Source organism: Tsukamurella sp. PLM1, from assembly GCF_023168325.1.
GTDB lineage: Bacteria > Actinomycetota > Actinomycetes > Mycobacteriales > Mycobacteriaceae > Tsukamurella.
This window is the reverse complement of record NZ_AP025688.1, coordinates 2,421,800-2,436,219: the sequence shown is the minus strand read 5'-3', so window position 1 is coordinate 2,436,219 and position 14,420 is coordinate 2,421,800. Positions and strand designations below refer to the sequence as shown.

General features: G+C 69.7%; 9 protein-coding genes and 3 pseudogenes. 7 read left to right on the top strand and 5 right to left on the bottom strand.

Going from position 1 to position 14,420, the window contains the following annotated elements; all coding sequences use genetic code 11:
• Nucleotides 1-69 precede the first annotated feature (69 nt).
• Entirely contained in the window at nt 70-879 is an 810-nt protein-coding gene (locus tag MTP03_RS23775) for a DUF402 domain-containing protein (protein WP_371820753.1), read from the bottom strand.
• Between the two features lie 36 nt (nt 880-915).
• On the opposite strand from MTP03_RS23775, the gene MTP03_RS12580 reads away from it, so the two are divergent.
• The 3 genes from MTP03_RS12580 (at nt 916) to MTP03_RS12570 (ending at nt 4,746) form a co-directional block, all read left to right on the top strand.
• Nucleotides 916-1,944: an SAM-dependent methyltransferase gene (locus MTP03_RS12580; protein WP_248488591.1), complete on the top strand. Its 1,029-nt coding sequence runs from the start codon at nt 916-918 to the stop codon at nt 1,942-1,944.
• Nucleotides 1,945-1,996: 52 nt separating this feature from the next.
• A complete protein-coding gene (gene uvrB / locus MTP03_RS12575) occupies nt 1,997-4,159 on the top strand; it encodes an excinuclease ABC subunit UvrB (protein WP_248488590.1) in 2,163 nt (720 codons plus the stop codon).
• 140 nt (nt 4,160-4,299) lie between these two features.
• Nucleotides 4,300-4,746, top strand: coding sequence for a universal stress protein (locus MTP03_RS12570; protein WP_248488589.1), 447 nt, complete (start codon nt 4,300-4,302; stop codon nt 4,744-4,746).
• A 25-nt stretch (nt 4,747-4,771) separates the two neighbouring features.
• On the opposite strand, the pseudogene MTP03_RS12565 reads toward MTP03_RS12570, so the two are convergent.
• Nucleotides 4,772-7,026 (bottom strand): annotated as a pseudogene (locus MTP03_RS12565) (ATP-binding domain-containing protein).
• A 480-nt stretch (nt 7,027-7,506) separates the two neighbouring features.
• Here MTP03_RS12565 and MTP03_RS12560 point away from each other — a divergent pair.
• A pseudogene (locus MTP03_RS12560) lies at nt 7,507-8,532 on the top strand (DNA polymerase IV); the annotation flags it as partial.
• Between the two features lie 21 nt (nt 8,533-8,553).
• Here MTP03_RS12560 and MTP03_RS12555 read toward each other — a convergent pair.
• Nucleotides 8,554-9,123: an MBL fold metallo-hydrolase gene (locus MTP03_RS12555; RefSeq protein ID WP_248492149.1), complete on the bottom strand. Its 570-nt coding sequence runs from the start codon at nt 9,121-9,123 to the stop codon at nt 8,554-8,556.
• A gap of 136 nt (nt 9,124-9,259) precedes the next feature.
• Between MTP03_RS12555 and uvrA the strand changes: the two are divergent.
• Nucleotides 9,260-12,114 (top strand): annotated as a pseudogene (gene uvrA / locus MTP03_RS12550) (excinuclease ABC subunit UvrA).
• A gap of 126 nt (nt 12,115-12,240) precedes the next feature.
• Nucleotides 12,241-12,474 carry a glutaredoxin-like protein NrdH gene (gene nrdH, locus MTP03_RS12545; RefSeq protein WP_248488588.1) on the top strand — a complete coding sequence of 78 codons (234 nt, stop codon included), beginning with the start codon at nt 12,241-12,243 and terminating at the stop codon, nt 12,472-12,474.
• A gap of 148 nt (nt 12,475-12,622) precedes the next feature.
• On the opposite strand, the gene MTP03_RS12540 is transcribed toward nrdH, so the two are convergent.
• The gene (locus MTP03_RS12540; protein WP_248488587.1) at nt 12,623-12,970 is read right to left on the bottom strand and encodes a hypothetical protein; all 348 of its coding nucleotides are present in this window, start codon (nt 12,968-12,970) and stop codon (nt 12,623-12,625) included.
• An 83-nt stretch (nt 12,971-13,053) separates the two neighbouring features.
• Nucleotides 13,054-13,539 carry a recombinase RecA gene (locus MTP03_RS12535; protein ID WP_371820752.1) on the bottom strand — a complete coding sequence of 162 codons (486 nt, stop codon included), beginning with the start codon at nt 13,537-13,539 and terminating at the stop codon, nt 13,054-13,056.
• Between the two features lie 273 nt (nt 13,540-13,812).
• On the opposite strand from MTP03_RS12535, the gene infC reads away from it, so the two are divergent.
• Nucleotides 13,813-14,403 (top strand): translation initiation factor IF-3, encoded by a 591-nt coding sequence (gene infC, locus MTP03_RS12530; RefSeq protein WP_248492147.1) that lies wholly within the window; start codon nt 13,813-13,815, stop codon nt 14,401-14,403.
• Nucleotides 14,404-14,420: the final 17 nt, after the last annotated feature.

Here is a 14,420-nt window from a genome sequence, read left to right as displayed (position 1 = left end):
CGAGCTGGGCCTGCAGGTGCTGCTCGACGGCCGGAGTCGCGCATTCCCGGCCTGCGGGACGGGTGACGCTCAGCGCCAGGTGACCGGCGCGCCCTCCGCGGCGAGCCAGGCGTCCACGCTGTGCCCGTGCGCCCCGGTGCCCGCGATCGCCCGCGCCGCCGCGTGCAGGGCCCGCTCGGCGTCCTCGTGGCTCAGCAGGTCGGCCGTCGAGGCGGCGAGGAGCTCGTCGACGTCGATGAGCTCGATCGGCCGGCCGGGATGCTCGACGAGGTCGAGGTACCAGTCCTCGGCGTGCCAGGCGTTCCCGTCGCGCCATACCCGCGCGATGTCGAGGTACACGCGCTGATCGCGCTCGTGCCCCGGCGTGAAGTGGAAGATCGTGGCGCGCAGGTCGAACGCCGGCAGCAGCCAGGACTCGATCGCGTCGAACTTCGGATGGTCCGCGCGGCGGAACAGGTACAGCCCGAACGGCGTCTCGCGGAACTCCTCCACCTCGCGGACGAACCCCTTCGGGTCGGTGTTCGTCATGGCCGGCGGGTCGAAGACCTCCCGCTTCGGCGGGTGGATGGCGCCGTCGTCGACCGCGGTGTCGGCGGTGAGGCGCAGCACGAGCGTGACCTCGGTGCGCCCGCGGGGCCGGCCGGCGACCGCCCCCGACGGCCGGAACCCGTGGCGGCGCAGCAGCGCCGACAGCGCCTCGTCCGCCGTGCGGACCAGGAGCCCGTCCAGCCCGCGCGCGCGGTCGCGGGCCTCGGCGAGCAGGGCGGGGACGGCGTCCTCGGCCGCGTCGAGCACCGTCAGGTCCAGCCAGCCCCCGCCGATGGACCCGAGTGCCGCGGCACCGTCGACGGTGAGCTCGAAGGTCTCCTGCGCGCGCATGGATTCAGCCTACGACCGTCTCGCTAGGATTCCCGGGTGTCCCGCTATCTGCTGCTGCCCGCCCCCGCCGCGAACCGCGTCTACGCCGACGCCACGGCGACGATGCTCCGCGCGGAGCTGACGGTGCTCGGCCGCGCCGCGCTCGACGGGAGGATCGGCACCGTCGAACCCGAGACGGTGGCCGGCGTGCAGTACCTGGCGCTGGACGCCGATCGGCTCGACGAACGGGACCTGGCGTTCCTCGGCCTGGCATCGGCGTTCTACGCGCTGTTCGAGCGCGACGGCGAGCTGCTCCGGCCCGTGGCCGTGCCCTCGCCCGAGAAGTACCCCTCGGACCTGCTGACGATTCTCAAGTACCAGGGCAAGACGAACGAGCAGTTCACGCGCCTCGTACTCAACATCACCGCGGCGTCGACCGCGCGGCCGGACGGCGTGCTCGACGGGACGCTGCGCGTGCTCGACCCCGTCTGCGGGCGCGGCACCACCCTGAGTCAGGCGGTCATGTACGGCCTCGACGCGGTGGGGATCGACGTGGACACCAAGGATTTCGAGCTCTACAGCTCCTTCTTCACCACCTGGCTCAAGGACCACCGGTTCAAGCACGCCGCCGCGACCACCGCGGTGCGCCGCGAGAAGTCGGTGATCGCCAAGAAGTACGAGGCGGCCTTCGCGGCGCAGAAGGCCGATTACCTGGCGGGGAGGAAGCAGACGCTGACCTGCTTCGCCGGCGACACCCTGGTGACCTCGCAGCTGCTGAAGCCCGGCTCCGTCGACGTGGTGGTCGGTGACCTGCCCTACGGGGTGCAGCACGGCAGCCGCGGCCCCGCGGCCTGGTGCGCGACCCGATCGACCTGCTGGAAGCGGCACTTCCCGGCTGGGCCACACGGCTCCGCTCCGGCGGGCGATGGGGCTGGCGTGGAACATTCGGGTAGCGCCGCGGGCACGGGTCGCCGAACTCCTCACCGCCGCCGGCCTGACGGTGCTCTCCGGGCCGGGTACGACGACCTGCAGCATCGCGTGGACCGTGCCATCACCCGGGACGTGATCGTCGCCCGGCGGGACTGAGCGCCTGCGCCGCTCGCCAGAACTTGTCACTGGGTCGGCCTACGCTGGACACATGGCATTCGCGGCAGAGCAACCGGTGGTGGCGCACTCCGAGCACCGGCCCATCGGGGAGATCGAACGGGCCTCGGCGGAGTTCACCGTGGTCAGCGAGTACGAGCCGGCGGGCGATCAGCCCACGGCCATCGCGGACCTCGAGCGCAGGCTGAACACGGGTGAGCGGGACGTGGTGCTGCTGGGCGCCACCGGTACCGGCAAGTCGGCCACCACGGCCTGGCTGATCGAGAAGGTGCAGCGGCCCACGCTGATCATGGCGCCGAACAAGACCCTCGCGGCGCAGCTCGCGAACGAACTGCGGGCGATGCTGCCGCACAACGCAGTCGAGTACTTCGTCTCGTACTACGACTACTACCAGCCCGAGGCGTACATCGCGCAGACCGATACGTACATCGAGAAGGACAGCTCGATCAATGACGACGTGGAGCGGCTGCGGCACTCCGCCACCTCGTCGCTGCTGTCCCGCCGGGACGTCGTGGTGGTCGCCTCGGTGTCCTGCATCTACGGCCTCGGCACGCCGCAGAGCTACCTCGACCGCTCCGTGCAGCTGGACGTGGGCATGGAGGTGGACCGGGACGCGCTGCTCCGGCTGCTGGTGGACGTGCAGTACAACCGCAACGACACAGCCTTCACCCGTGGGACCTTCCGGGTCCGCGGCGACACGGTGGAGATCATCCCGTCGTACGAGGAACTCGCGATCCGGATCGAGTTCTTCGGCGACGAGGTGGAGGCGCTGTACTACCTGCACCCGCTCACCGGCGACGTGGTGCGCCAGGTCGACAACCTGCGGATCTTCCCGGCCACCCACTACGTCGCGGGGCCGGAGCGGATGGCCCGCGCGATCGACTCGATCGAGGCCGAGCTCGAAGAGCGGCTGGCGGAGTTCGAGCGGCAGGGCAAGCTGCTCGAGGCCCAGCGCCTGCGGATGCGCACACAGTACGACGTGGAGATGATGCGGCAGGTCGGCTTCTGCTCCGGCATCGAGAACTACAGCCGCCACATCGACGGCCGGCAGGCCGGCTCCGCACCGGCAACGCTGCTCGACTACTTCCCGGAGGATTTCCTCCTGGTGATCGACGAGTCGCACGTCACGGTGCCGCAGATCGGTGCCATGTTCGAGGGCGACCAGTCGCGCAAGCGCAACCTGGTGGACTTCGGGTTCCGGCTGCCGTCGGCGGTGGACAACCGGCCGCTCACGTGGGAGGAGTTCACCGAGCGCGTCGGGCAGACGGTGTACCTCTCGGCCACGCCGGGCCAGTACGAGCTGGGCCAGACCGGCGGCGAGTTCGTGGAGCAGGTGATCCGCCCTACAGGCCTGGTCGATCCGCAGGTGGTGATCAAGCCCACGAAGGGCCAGATCGACGATCTGATCCACGAGATCCGCGAGCGCACCGAACGGGACGAGCGGGTGCTGGTGACCACGCTCACCAAGAAGATGGCGGAGGACCTCACCGATTACCTGCTCGAGGCGGGGATCCGCGTCCGGTACTTGCACAGCGACATCGACACGCTGCGCCGCGTGGAACTGTTGCGGCAGCTCCGGCTCGGCGAGTACGACGTGCTGGTGGGCATCAACCTCCTCCGCGAGGGCCTGGACCTGCCGGAGGTGTCGCTGGTCGCGATCCTGGACGCCGACAAGGAGGGCTTCCTCCGCTCGACCACCTCGCTGATCCAGACCATCGGCCGCGCGGCCCGCAACGTGTCGGGCGAGGTGCACATGTACGCCGACAAGGTCACCGACTCGATGCGCGTCGCGATCGAAGAGACGGAGCGCCGCCGCGAGAAGCAGATCGCCTACAACACGCAGATGGGCGTCGATCCGAAGCCGCTGCGCAAGAAGATCGCCGACATCCTCGACCAGGTGTACACCGAGGCGGACGACACGGACCAGGCGATCGGCGGCTCGGGCCGCAACGCCTCGCGCGGACGGCGCGCGCAGGGCGAGCTGCGGGCCGTGTCCGCGGTGAGCGCCGGCATGTACGAGGGCGAGGACGTCTCGTCGATGCCGCGGGCCGAACTCGCCGACCTGATCTCCGAACTCACCGACCAGATGATGAACGCCGCGCGCGAGCTCCAGTTCGAGCTCGCGGGCCGAATCCGGGACGAGATCGCGGATCTCAAGAAGGAACTGCGCGGGATGGACGCGGCCGGGTTGCAATGACCTGCGAATTCGGTGATTTGCACCACGTCGTGTGTTCCGTGACGCAAACTGCCTGTTCCGGGGCGGGATGGGGCTATTGTGTCGGAGAAGTATGCCAATGGCAGACGTCCGCTAGAGAAATCTAGAGAAAGAGGAACTCGATGAGTGGCTACAGCACGATCGTGGTCGGTACCGACGGCTCGGAGTCGTCGCTGCGCGCCGTGGAGCGCGCTGCTGCGTTGTCCGGCGATGGAACCCAGCTCGTGATCGCGTGCGCCTACCTGCCGAGCGAGTCGGCGGATCCCGCCGCCGCCGACATCCTGGGCGCCGAGGCGTACCAGCTGCAGGGCGCCAATCCCGTCAACGACATGCTGCGCACCGCCGAGGGCCGCGCGGTCAAGGCCGGCGCTCAGAACGTCGAGAAGCGGGCCATCAAGGGTCAGCCGGTCGACGCGCTGCTGGACCTGGTGAAGTCCCTGCCCGAGCCGGCGCTGCTGGTCGTGGGCAACAAGGGCATGAACTCGCTCACCGGCCGCCTGCTCGGCTCGGTGCCGTCGGATGCGGCCCGCAAGACCTCGGTGGACATCCTCATCGTCCACACCACGTAGGCAGCCGTCTGAACAGCGGGGGCCGTCAGGCCTCCAGCGCGCGCAGGGCGCGCGGCAGCGACCCGGACGCGACCACGGTCAGCGTCTGGGTCGCTCGCGTCAGGGCCACATACAGGTCGCGCAGGCCTCGGTCGAACTCCACCGCTGCCGGCTCGCCGACGATGAGCCTCGGTTCGACCACGACCACGTGGTCGAATTCGAGTCCCTTCGAGTCGCGCACGCTCAGCACCCGCACGTTCGGTCCGGTCAGCCGGCGCAGCGCCGGTACCAGCTCCGACGGTGCCAGGACCGCGATGAGGCGGTCCGGGTCGTCCGGCAGCACGGCCCGTACGGCCTCGGCGAGCGCTTGCCCGCCGGAGGAGGCGGCACCGTCGACCCGGACCAGGCGCGGGGCTCTGCGCCCGACCGCACCGAGGTCGGCGGTGCCAGTGCCGGGTCGATCTCGGCCAGCACCGGGGCGGCGAGGTCCATGATCTCCTTGGGCGTGCGGTAATTCACCGTCAGCTCGGCCAATTGGAAGCGGCCGGGTACGTACGGGTCGAGCGCCGCGTTCCAACTGGTGGCTCCCGCGGCGTCGCCTGTCTGGGCGGTGTCGCCCACCAACGTCATCCAGCGGTTCGGGCTGCGGCGCATCGGCATTCGCCATGCCATCGCCGAGAGCTCCTGCGCCTCATCGACGATGATGTGCCCGAACGTCCACGTGCGGTCCTCGCGGGCGCGGTCGGCGGTGGTGTTGAACTCGCGCACCGTCTGACGCTGGGCCAGCTGTTCGGCGTCGATGAGGTCGTACGCCATGAGGATCTCCGCGTCGAACTCGTCGTCGAGGTCCTGCGGTGCGGAGCCGGTGAGGATATCGAGCGCCTCCTGCGCCTCCTCGAGCCGTTGGCGCCACAGCCGCTCGGCCTCGTCGGCGTCCGCGTCGTCGTCGCCCAGGAACTCGGCGATCTCATCGAGGAGCGGGGCGTCGGCGGGGGAGAAGGCGGGGGCGCCGTCGGACCCCGTCATGGGATCGCGATGCAGCTCGGCTCGCTCGGCGTCGGTCAGATCGGGCGCCGCCTCCGCCAGGCGGTCGGCGTCGCGCCACAGCTCCGTCAGGACCCGCTGCGGGGTCAGGGCCGGCCACAGTGCGTCGAGCGCGCCGAGCACGTCCCGATCCTGCCCGAGCTCGTCCCGGATGTCGGAGATATCGGTGCGGGAGAGCAGCATCGAGTCGTCGACCACCGACGAGCCGATCGTGGCGGCGTGCTGCGCGGCGAGCGCGTCGAGCGCCGACTGACGGAACACGGCCCGCGCGGTGTTGTGCGGCCGCCGTGACGAGCGGGCTCGTCCGCGCGCCCGGGTCACGATCTTCTTGTCGAGAATCAGTGGGTAGCCGTCGAACGTCAACTCGATGGGCGCGTCGGGCACCGTCTGCCACCCGCGCACGGCCTGCTTGCACACCTCGACCATGTCGGTCGAGCCCTTGAGCCGCGCCGCTGCTGAGGTGTCCGTGAGCACCGCCGTGACTCCGGGGAAGAGATCGCCGATAGTGCTGAGCAGGACGCCCGTCTCACCCAGGCTCGGGAGCACCTGGCTGATGTAGGTCAGAAACGTCTCATTCGGCCCGACGATGAGAACGCCCGTGCGCGAGAGGTTCTGGCGGTACGTGTAGAGCAGGTACGCCGCGCGGTGCAGCGCGACGGCGGTCTTGCCCGTCCCCGGGCCGCCCTGCACGACGAGGACGCCGCGGTGCTCGGACCGGATGATCGCGTCCTGTTCGCGCTGGATCGTCTCCACGATGTCCGTCATCCGTCCGGAGCGCGCCCGGTTGAGCGCGTCGACGAGGGCCGACTCGCCCGCGACGTTCGTCCCCAGGCCCTGTGAGGCACCGTCGGGACCGGGATCGTGCTGTTCGCCCGTCAGCGTGAGCCGCTCGGCGACGACCCCGCGCAGGTCGCGGCCGCGGGTGCGGACGTGCCGCCGCACGCGCACACCCTCCGGCTGGGCGGGCGTGGCGAGGTAGAACGGGCGGGCGAGCGGTGCGCGCCAGTCGAGCAGGAGCGTGGACAGGTCCTCGTCGTCGTCGAGGACGCCGATCCGGCCGATTCGCCGAACCGCGTCCGGGGTGCCGTCCTCCTCCATGTCGAGCCGGCCGAAGTACAGGTTCTGCTCCGCGGCGTCGTACTTCGCGATGTCGTCCGAGTAGAGCTGGTGGTACGAGTCGCGCTCGGAGATCTCCTGCGGGTTCTCGCCGACCTCCTGCAGGTTGTCGGCCCGCCGGCGGTTCGCGGTGTCGCGCATCGCGTCGATCCGCGCGTACACGCGGTCGAGGTGGGCCTGCTCCTCGGCGAGCAGGGGGTCGACGGCGTCGGTGGTCACTCGAGCTCCTCGTAGGGCGGCGGCGAATCAGGCAGTCCATTGTCCACGATTTCCGGTCGCGGCGCCGCGACACCTCGTGGCCGACGCCGACTCCGGCATTGTTGTAGGGTTTGCGCACCGACGTCGGCCACCGGCGTCAGCAGTACGCTTGCAGAACGCCGAGCGATGTAGTCGTTGTCCCGAGCTGGGCTGATGAAATCACGAGGGGTGACGTGCACGACGTCTTCACACCGGAGCTCCAGGGGATGTTCTGCTTCGTCCTCCTGCTCGCGGCGTCCTTCCTACTCCTGCGCGGGTACTGAGAACCGCCGTGCATCCGACGCTGCGCCGACCCGCGGATGGGCTGTGGGCGGAGGCGAAGCGCGCCTTCCTCTCCGATTGGCGGAACGGCACACTGGACGCATGACGCGGTGGGTGCTGCACGTCGATATGGACCAGTTCCTGGCCGCGATCGAGATGCAGCGGCGCCCGGAGCTCGTGGGCCGGCCCGTGGTGGTGGGCGGTCGCGGCGATCCGACCGAGCGGGCCGTGGTGTCGACGGCGTCGTACGAGGCCCGGGCGTTCGGCATCCGGTCCGGTATGCCGCTGCGGACCGCGGCCAAACGGTGTCCAGATGCCGTCTTCCTCCCGGTGGACTACCCGGTCTACGAGCAGGTCTCCAGCGAGGTGATGCGGACCCTGCGGTCGTTCCCCGACGCGGCCGTCCAGGTGCTGGGCTGGGACGAGGCCTTCGTCGGAGTGGACACGGAGGATCCGGCCGCGGCGGCGGTCGCCGTCCAGCGGGCCGTGTTCGAGGCGACGGGCCTGCACAGCTCGGTCGGGATCGGCGACACCACCGTGCGTGCCAAGAACGCGACCGATCTCGGCAAGCCCCGGGGAACGTTCCGGCTCACGCGCGAGAACTGGTTCGCGGTGATGGGCACGCGCCCCGTGCGTGACCTGTGGGGGATCGGATCGCGACTGTCCCAGCGGCTGGCCGCTCTGGGGATCGGCACGGTCGCGGAGCTCGCCGGCGCCGACGAGACCGCCCTGGCGGCGGAGTTCGGGCCGCGCACGGGGCCGTATCTGCGGGGACTGGGGCGCGGCGAGGGACCCGATCGCGTGGACGAGACGCCGTGGGTCGCCCGGGCCCACGGGCACGAGCGGACCTTCCAGGAGGATCTCGCGACGCCCGAGCAGGTCCGCGGCGCGTTGGACGAGCTCGTGGCCGCGGTGGTGGCGGACCTGCGGGCCGAGGCCCGCCCGTGCATGCGGGTGCACGTGAAGGTCCGGTTCGCGCCCTTCTTCACCGTCAACCGCGTGCGGAAGCTGCCCGAGCCGACGTTCGATCCGGCGACCATCGCCGGCACGGCAGAGTCGCTCTACCGCGCGCTCGGCGACGGCCGTCCGGTGCGGCTGCTGGGCGTGCGTGGCGAGATGGTGCCGCCGGAGGGCGGCTACCCTGACCGGCTACCAGCCGCGCTCGAGCCATTCCGTGAGGTGCGGGCGCTCGGCGCCGAGGGTGGTGCCCTTCCCGTGGCCGGGGTGCACGACGGTGTCGTCGTCGTACCGGTCGAACAGCTTGGTGGTCACGTCGGTGTAGAGACTCGCGAAGTCCGCGGGCGAGCCCGTCTTGCCCACGCCGCCGGGGAACAGGCTGTCGCCGGTGAACAGGTGGACGGGGGCACCGTCGACCTCGGGGCGCAGGGCGAGCGCGATCGAGCCCGGGGTGTGGCCGACGAGCTCGATGACGTCGAACGTGAGGTCGCCCACGGTGAGCACCTCGCCGTCGGCGAGGGTGCGGTCGGTGGGCGCGTCGATGCCCTCGGCGTCGTTGACGCCGGCCGCGGCGGGCACGCCGAGCCCGGCGCGGACCTCGGCCAGCGCATACCAATGGTCCAGGTGGCGGTGCGTGGTGACGATCAGCTCGACGCCGCCGGTCTCGCGCGCGAACTCGAGGATCCGCTCGGCCTCGTTGGCGGCGTCGATGAGCAGCGTGCGCCCGGCGGAATCACTCACCAGGTACACGTTGTTGTCCATACCGCCGACGGAAATCTGATTGATCGTGGTGGTCACGGCCACACGCTACCGCGCCGAGAAAAACTTGTCGGTGGGCTTCTCTAGCATTGACCGGGGCCTCGTCTGTGGGCCTGCAAGCTCGGAGGAAGGGAACACGGTGGTCGATCGCCTGATCGTGCGCGGCGCGCGCGAACACAACCTGCGGGGGATCGATGTCGATCTGCCGCGCGACAGCCTGATCGTGTTCACCGGGCTCTCCGGCTCCGGCAAGTCCAGCCTCGCGTTCGACACCATCTTCGCAGAGGGGCAGCGGCGCTACGTCGAGTCCCTGTCGGCGTACGCGCGGCAGTTCCTCGGGCAGATGGACAAGCCCGACGTCGACTTCATCGAGGGCCTCTCGCCCGCCGTGTCGATCGACCAGAAGTCGACCAACCGCAACCCGCGGTCGACCGTCGGCACCATCACCGAGGTGTACGACTACCTGCGTCTGCTGTACGCGCGGGCCGGCACGCCGCACTGTCCCGAGTGCGGCTCGGTGATCGCGCGGCAGACTCCGCAGCAGATCGTCGACCAGGTGCTGGAGATGGAGCAGGGCACCAGGTTCCAGGTGCTCGCGCCCGTCGTCCGCACCCGCAAGGGCGAGTTCGTCGACCTGTTCAACCAGCTGCAGACGCAGGGCTACTCCCGCGCCCGGATCGACGGGGTGGTGTACCAGCTCGCCGAGCCCCCGAAGCTGAAGAAGCAGGAGAAGCACGACATCGAGGTCGTGATCGACCGCCTGGCCGTGAAGGCGACGGCCAAGCAGCGTCTCACCGACTCGATCGAGACGGCCCTGCGGCTGGCCGACGGCATCGTCGTGCTCGATTTCGTGGACCGGGAGGAGAACGACCCCGAGCGTGAGCGCCGCTTCTCCGAGCGGATGGCCTGCCCCAACGGTCACCCCATCGCGGTCGACGACCTCGAGCCGCGCTCGTTCTCCTTCAACTCGCCGTACGGCGCGTGCCCGGAGTGCGACGGGCTCGGCGTCCGCAAGGAGGTCGATCCGGAGCTCGTCGTACCAGACCCGCTGCTCTCGCTGGCCGACGGTGCCATCGCCCCGTGGTCGTCCGGGCAGAGCGCCGAGTACTTCCTCCGGCTCCTCTCCGGCCTCGCCGACGCGATGGGTTTCGACCTGGAGACCCTGGAAGGATCTGCCGGCGAAGGCCCGCAAAGCGGTCATCGAGGGCTCCGAGCACCAGGTGCACGTGAAGTACCGCAACCGGTACGGCCGTACCCGCTCGTACTACGCCGAGTTCGAGGGCGTGATGCCCTTCCTGCACCGCCGCCTCGAGTCCACCGAGTCGGAGCAGATGAAGGAGCGGTACGAGGGCTACATGCGCGACGTGCCGTGTCCTGCGTGTTCGGGCGCGCGGCTGCGGCCCGAGATCCTCGCCGTGACGCTCGATCACCCGCGGTTCGGCGAGAAGTCGATCGCGGACGTCGCGGCGATGTCCGTGGGGGAGTGCTCCGACTACCTCTCCGACCTCAAGCTGGGCGCGCGCGAGGCGGCGATCGCCGGGCGCGTGCTCAAGGAGGTGCAGGCCCGCATCGCGTTCCTGCTGGACGTCGGGCTCGAGTACCTCTCGCTCGCGCGCCGCGGGCTCGCTGTCGGGCGGCGAGGCGCAGCGCATCCGGCTCGCCACGCAGATCGGGTCCGGCCTCGCGGGCGTGCTCTACGTGCTCGACGAGCCGTCGATCGGCCTGCATCAGCGCGACAACCGCCGGCTCATCGACACCCTCGTGCGGCTGCGCGACCTCGGCAACACGCTCATCGTCGTCGAGCACGACGAGGACACGATCCGCACCGCGGACTGGGTCGTCGACATCGGTCCGTACGCGGGCGAGCACGGCGGCAAGGTCGTGCACAGCGGGACGTACAAGGCGCTGCTCAAGAACAAGGACTCGCTGACCGGCGCCTACCTGTCGGGGCGGCGCGCGCTGCCGGTGCCGGCCGTGCGGCGGCCGATCGACAAGAAGCGCCAGCTCAAGGTCGTGGGCGCGCGCGAGCACAACCTCCAGAACATCGATGTCGCATTCCCGCTCGGCGTGCTGACGGCGATCACGGGCGTCTCGGGTTCGGGGAAGTCCACGCTCGTCAACGACATCCTGGCGACGGTGCTGGCGAACAAGCTCAACGGGGCGCGCCAGGTGCCGGGGCGGCACAGCCGGGTGACGGGGCTGGACGGGCTCGACAAGCTGGTGCAGGTGGATCAGTCGCCGATCGGCCGCACGCCGCGGTCGAATCCGGCCACCTATACGGGCGTCTTCGACAAGATCCGGACCCTGTTCGCCGCCACCACCGAGGCGAAGGTCCGCGGATACCAGCCCGGACGCTTCTCGTTCAACGTCAAGGGCGGCCGGTGCGAGGCGTGCTCGGGCGACGGCACGATCAAGATCGAGATGAACTTCCTGCCGGACGTCTACGTCCCCTGCGAGGTGTGCCACGGCGCGCGGTACAACCGCGAGACCCTCGAGGTGCACTACAAGGGCAAGAACATCGCCGAGGTGCTCGACATGCCGATCGAGGAGGCCGCCGAGTTCTTCGAGGCTGTTACGTCGATCCACCGCTACCTCAAGACCCTCGTCGAGGTCGGCCTCGGCTACGTCCGGCTGGGCCAGCCCGCGACCACCCTGTCGGGCGGTGAGGCGCAGCGCGTCAAGCTCGCGGCCGAGCTGCAGAAGCGGTCCAACGGCCGCACCGTCTACATCCTCGACGAACCGACCACGGGCCTGCACTTCGAGGACATCGCGAAGCTACTGCAGGTGATCGACGGGCTCGTCGACAAGGGGAACTCGGTGCTCGTCATCGAGCACAACCTGGACGTGATCAAGACCGCCGACTGGATCATCGACATGGGGCCCGAGGGCGGCAGCGGAGGCGGCACCGTCGTCGCGCAGGGCACGCCCGAGGACGTGGCCGCGGTGCCGGATTCCTACACAGGGAAGTTCCTCAGCGAGGTTCTGGCGACGTAGCGGCGCTGCCCGCCTGGGGACGGCCCTGTGGATGCGCGGTGGACGGGTTGTGGATGCCTGTGGAGCGCAATCCACAGCATCTTGTGTAAATTGCACGCATGTGACACTAGATGTAGTGTCTATGACATGAGCAACGTGATCGTCTACACCAAGCCCGCGTGCGTGCAGTGCACGGCGACCCACCGTGCGCTCGACAAGGCGGGCGTCGAGTACACGTCCGTCGACATCAGCCTCGACGACGAGGCTCGCGAGTACGTCCTCGCGCTCGGCTACCTGCAGGCGCCGGTCGTCGTCATCGACGGTGCCGACCACTGGTCCGGTTTCCGGCCGGACCGCATCAAGACCCTCCAGGCCGCCTGAGCCGCCTGGCTGGCGGGGACCCGGCGCGGGCCGACGTCCGCGCACGCGAACGGACCCGCAGTCGCGGGGATGCGGCTGCGGGCCCGTTCGTTCGGCCGCGGACGATGTTTCGTTGTCGATGTTCGGCTATCGACGTCCGGTCATCGACTCAGCGGTGCGGGTGGCAACGCCCCGGAATCCAGCGGCCCGGGACCCAGCGGCCCTGCTCGTACCAGCCGTTGTGCCAGCGCGGCTGCACCCAGTAGCCCGGGTGCCAGCCCCACCGGTCGACCCAGCCGGGACGCCAGTAGCCGCGCTCCCACCAGCCCGGATGCCAGCGGCCGGGGGTCCAGTAGCCGCCCACCCACCGGCCGGGTTCGCACCAGCCGTGGCCCGGGTGGGACACGGCCGGGGTCGTCGGGGCGGCCGCCGCCGTGCCTGCGGTGACCACCCCCATGGGTGCCATTACTCCTGCAGCGACCACTACGCCGGCCGCGAGCTTCTTGAATGTGTTCATGCGAGGACGGTACGCCGAATGTGACCTGGAACACTAGACCTATTTACACAGGTCAGGGTGGCTTTGGGGGTTAACCCTGAGGGTTAGCTGTACACCGGTCCGGTGTATTTCTCACCCGGACCGTGGCCCGGTTCATCCGGGTAACTGCTGTATTCGCGGAAGGCTAGCTGCAGCGACTTCAGGCCGTCACGATACGGGCCCGCGTGCGGCCCCAGGTACTCAACTGACGCCGTCGTGAGGCCGGCCAGCGCGGTGATCAGTCGCCGGGCCTCGTCGAGGTCGAAATGGGAGCTCTCGCGCGGATCGAACGGCGCGGCGTCGGGGTCGCCGGCGTTCTCCGCGGCGCCGCCGGTGAGGCCGAGCTTCTCGGCTGCGGCGCTCATCAGGAGCATCCACGCGCTTGAGATGACCTCGATCGACGGCGACTCCGCGACCAGTCGTTCCAGCGTGTCGGGTGCGGCGGCCGGTGACGCGTCCGGATCGGAGGGCTCGGGCGACGAATTCGGATTCTCACTCACGACTGCTACACTGTCATGTGCGACCGCTCCGGCCTCGAGCCGGGGCAGCAAGTGGAGTCCACTCCCACCACGCCGACTCGAGGTCGGCTGGTCCCGGTCGCCGCACTCCGTCCCATCAGGGAATACCGGGTGCGGTCTCCTCGTTGGAGGAGGGGTCGATCGTCGGTGCACGCCGCGACGGCCCGAATCGGTCGGTGTGGGCCCCGCCAGGTGTGAATCGCCTGGCCGGGGCCTTTTCGCTGTTGTGGGCCCGTGGGCTGCGCGGCGGTCTACGAGTGAAGACCGCTCGCACTGAGAACACGAGCACCTAACTGAGGAGGCCCCATCAGCACTGAGACACGCACCAACGGTCAGATCCGCGTCCCCGAGGTCCGGCTCGTCGGCCCCGGCGGAGAGCAGGTCGGGATCGTGCGCGTTGAAGATGCGCTCAAGCTGGCGTACGAGGCGGATCTCGACCTGGTCGAGGTGGCGCCGAACGCCCGTCCGCCCGTGTGCAAGATCATGGACTACGGCAAGTTCAAGTACGAGGCCGCGCAGAAGCTGCGCGAGTCCCGCAAGAACCAGCAGATGACCGTGATCAAGGAGCAGAAGCTCCGCCCGAAGATCGACGACCACGACTACGAGACCAAGAAGGGGCACGTCGTCCGCTTCCTGGAGCAGGGCTCCAAGGTGAAGGTCACGATCATGTTCCGCGGTCGCGAGCAGTCGCGCCCGGAGCTGGGTTTCCGCCTTCTGCAGCGCCTGGGCGCCGATGTGGCCGAGTACGGCTTCATCGAGACGTCCGCGAAGCAGGACGGCCGCAACATGACCATGGTCCTCGCCCCGCACAAGGGTGCGAAGACCCGCGCCAAGGCGCAGCAGGACAAGGACGCCCCGGCGACGCGGCCCGCCGCGCCCGAGGCTCCGGCCCAGTAGCGACACCTCGCCACCGG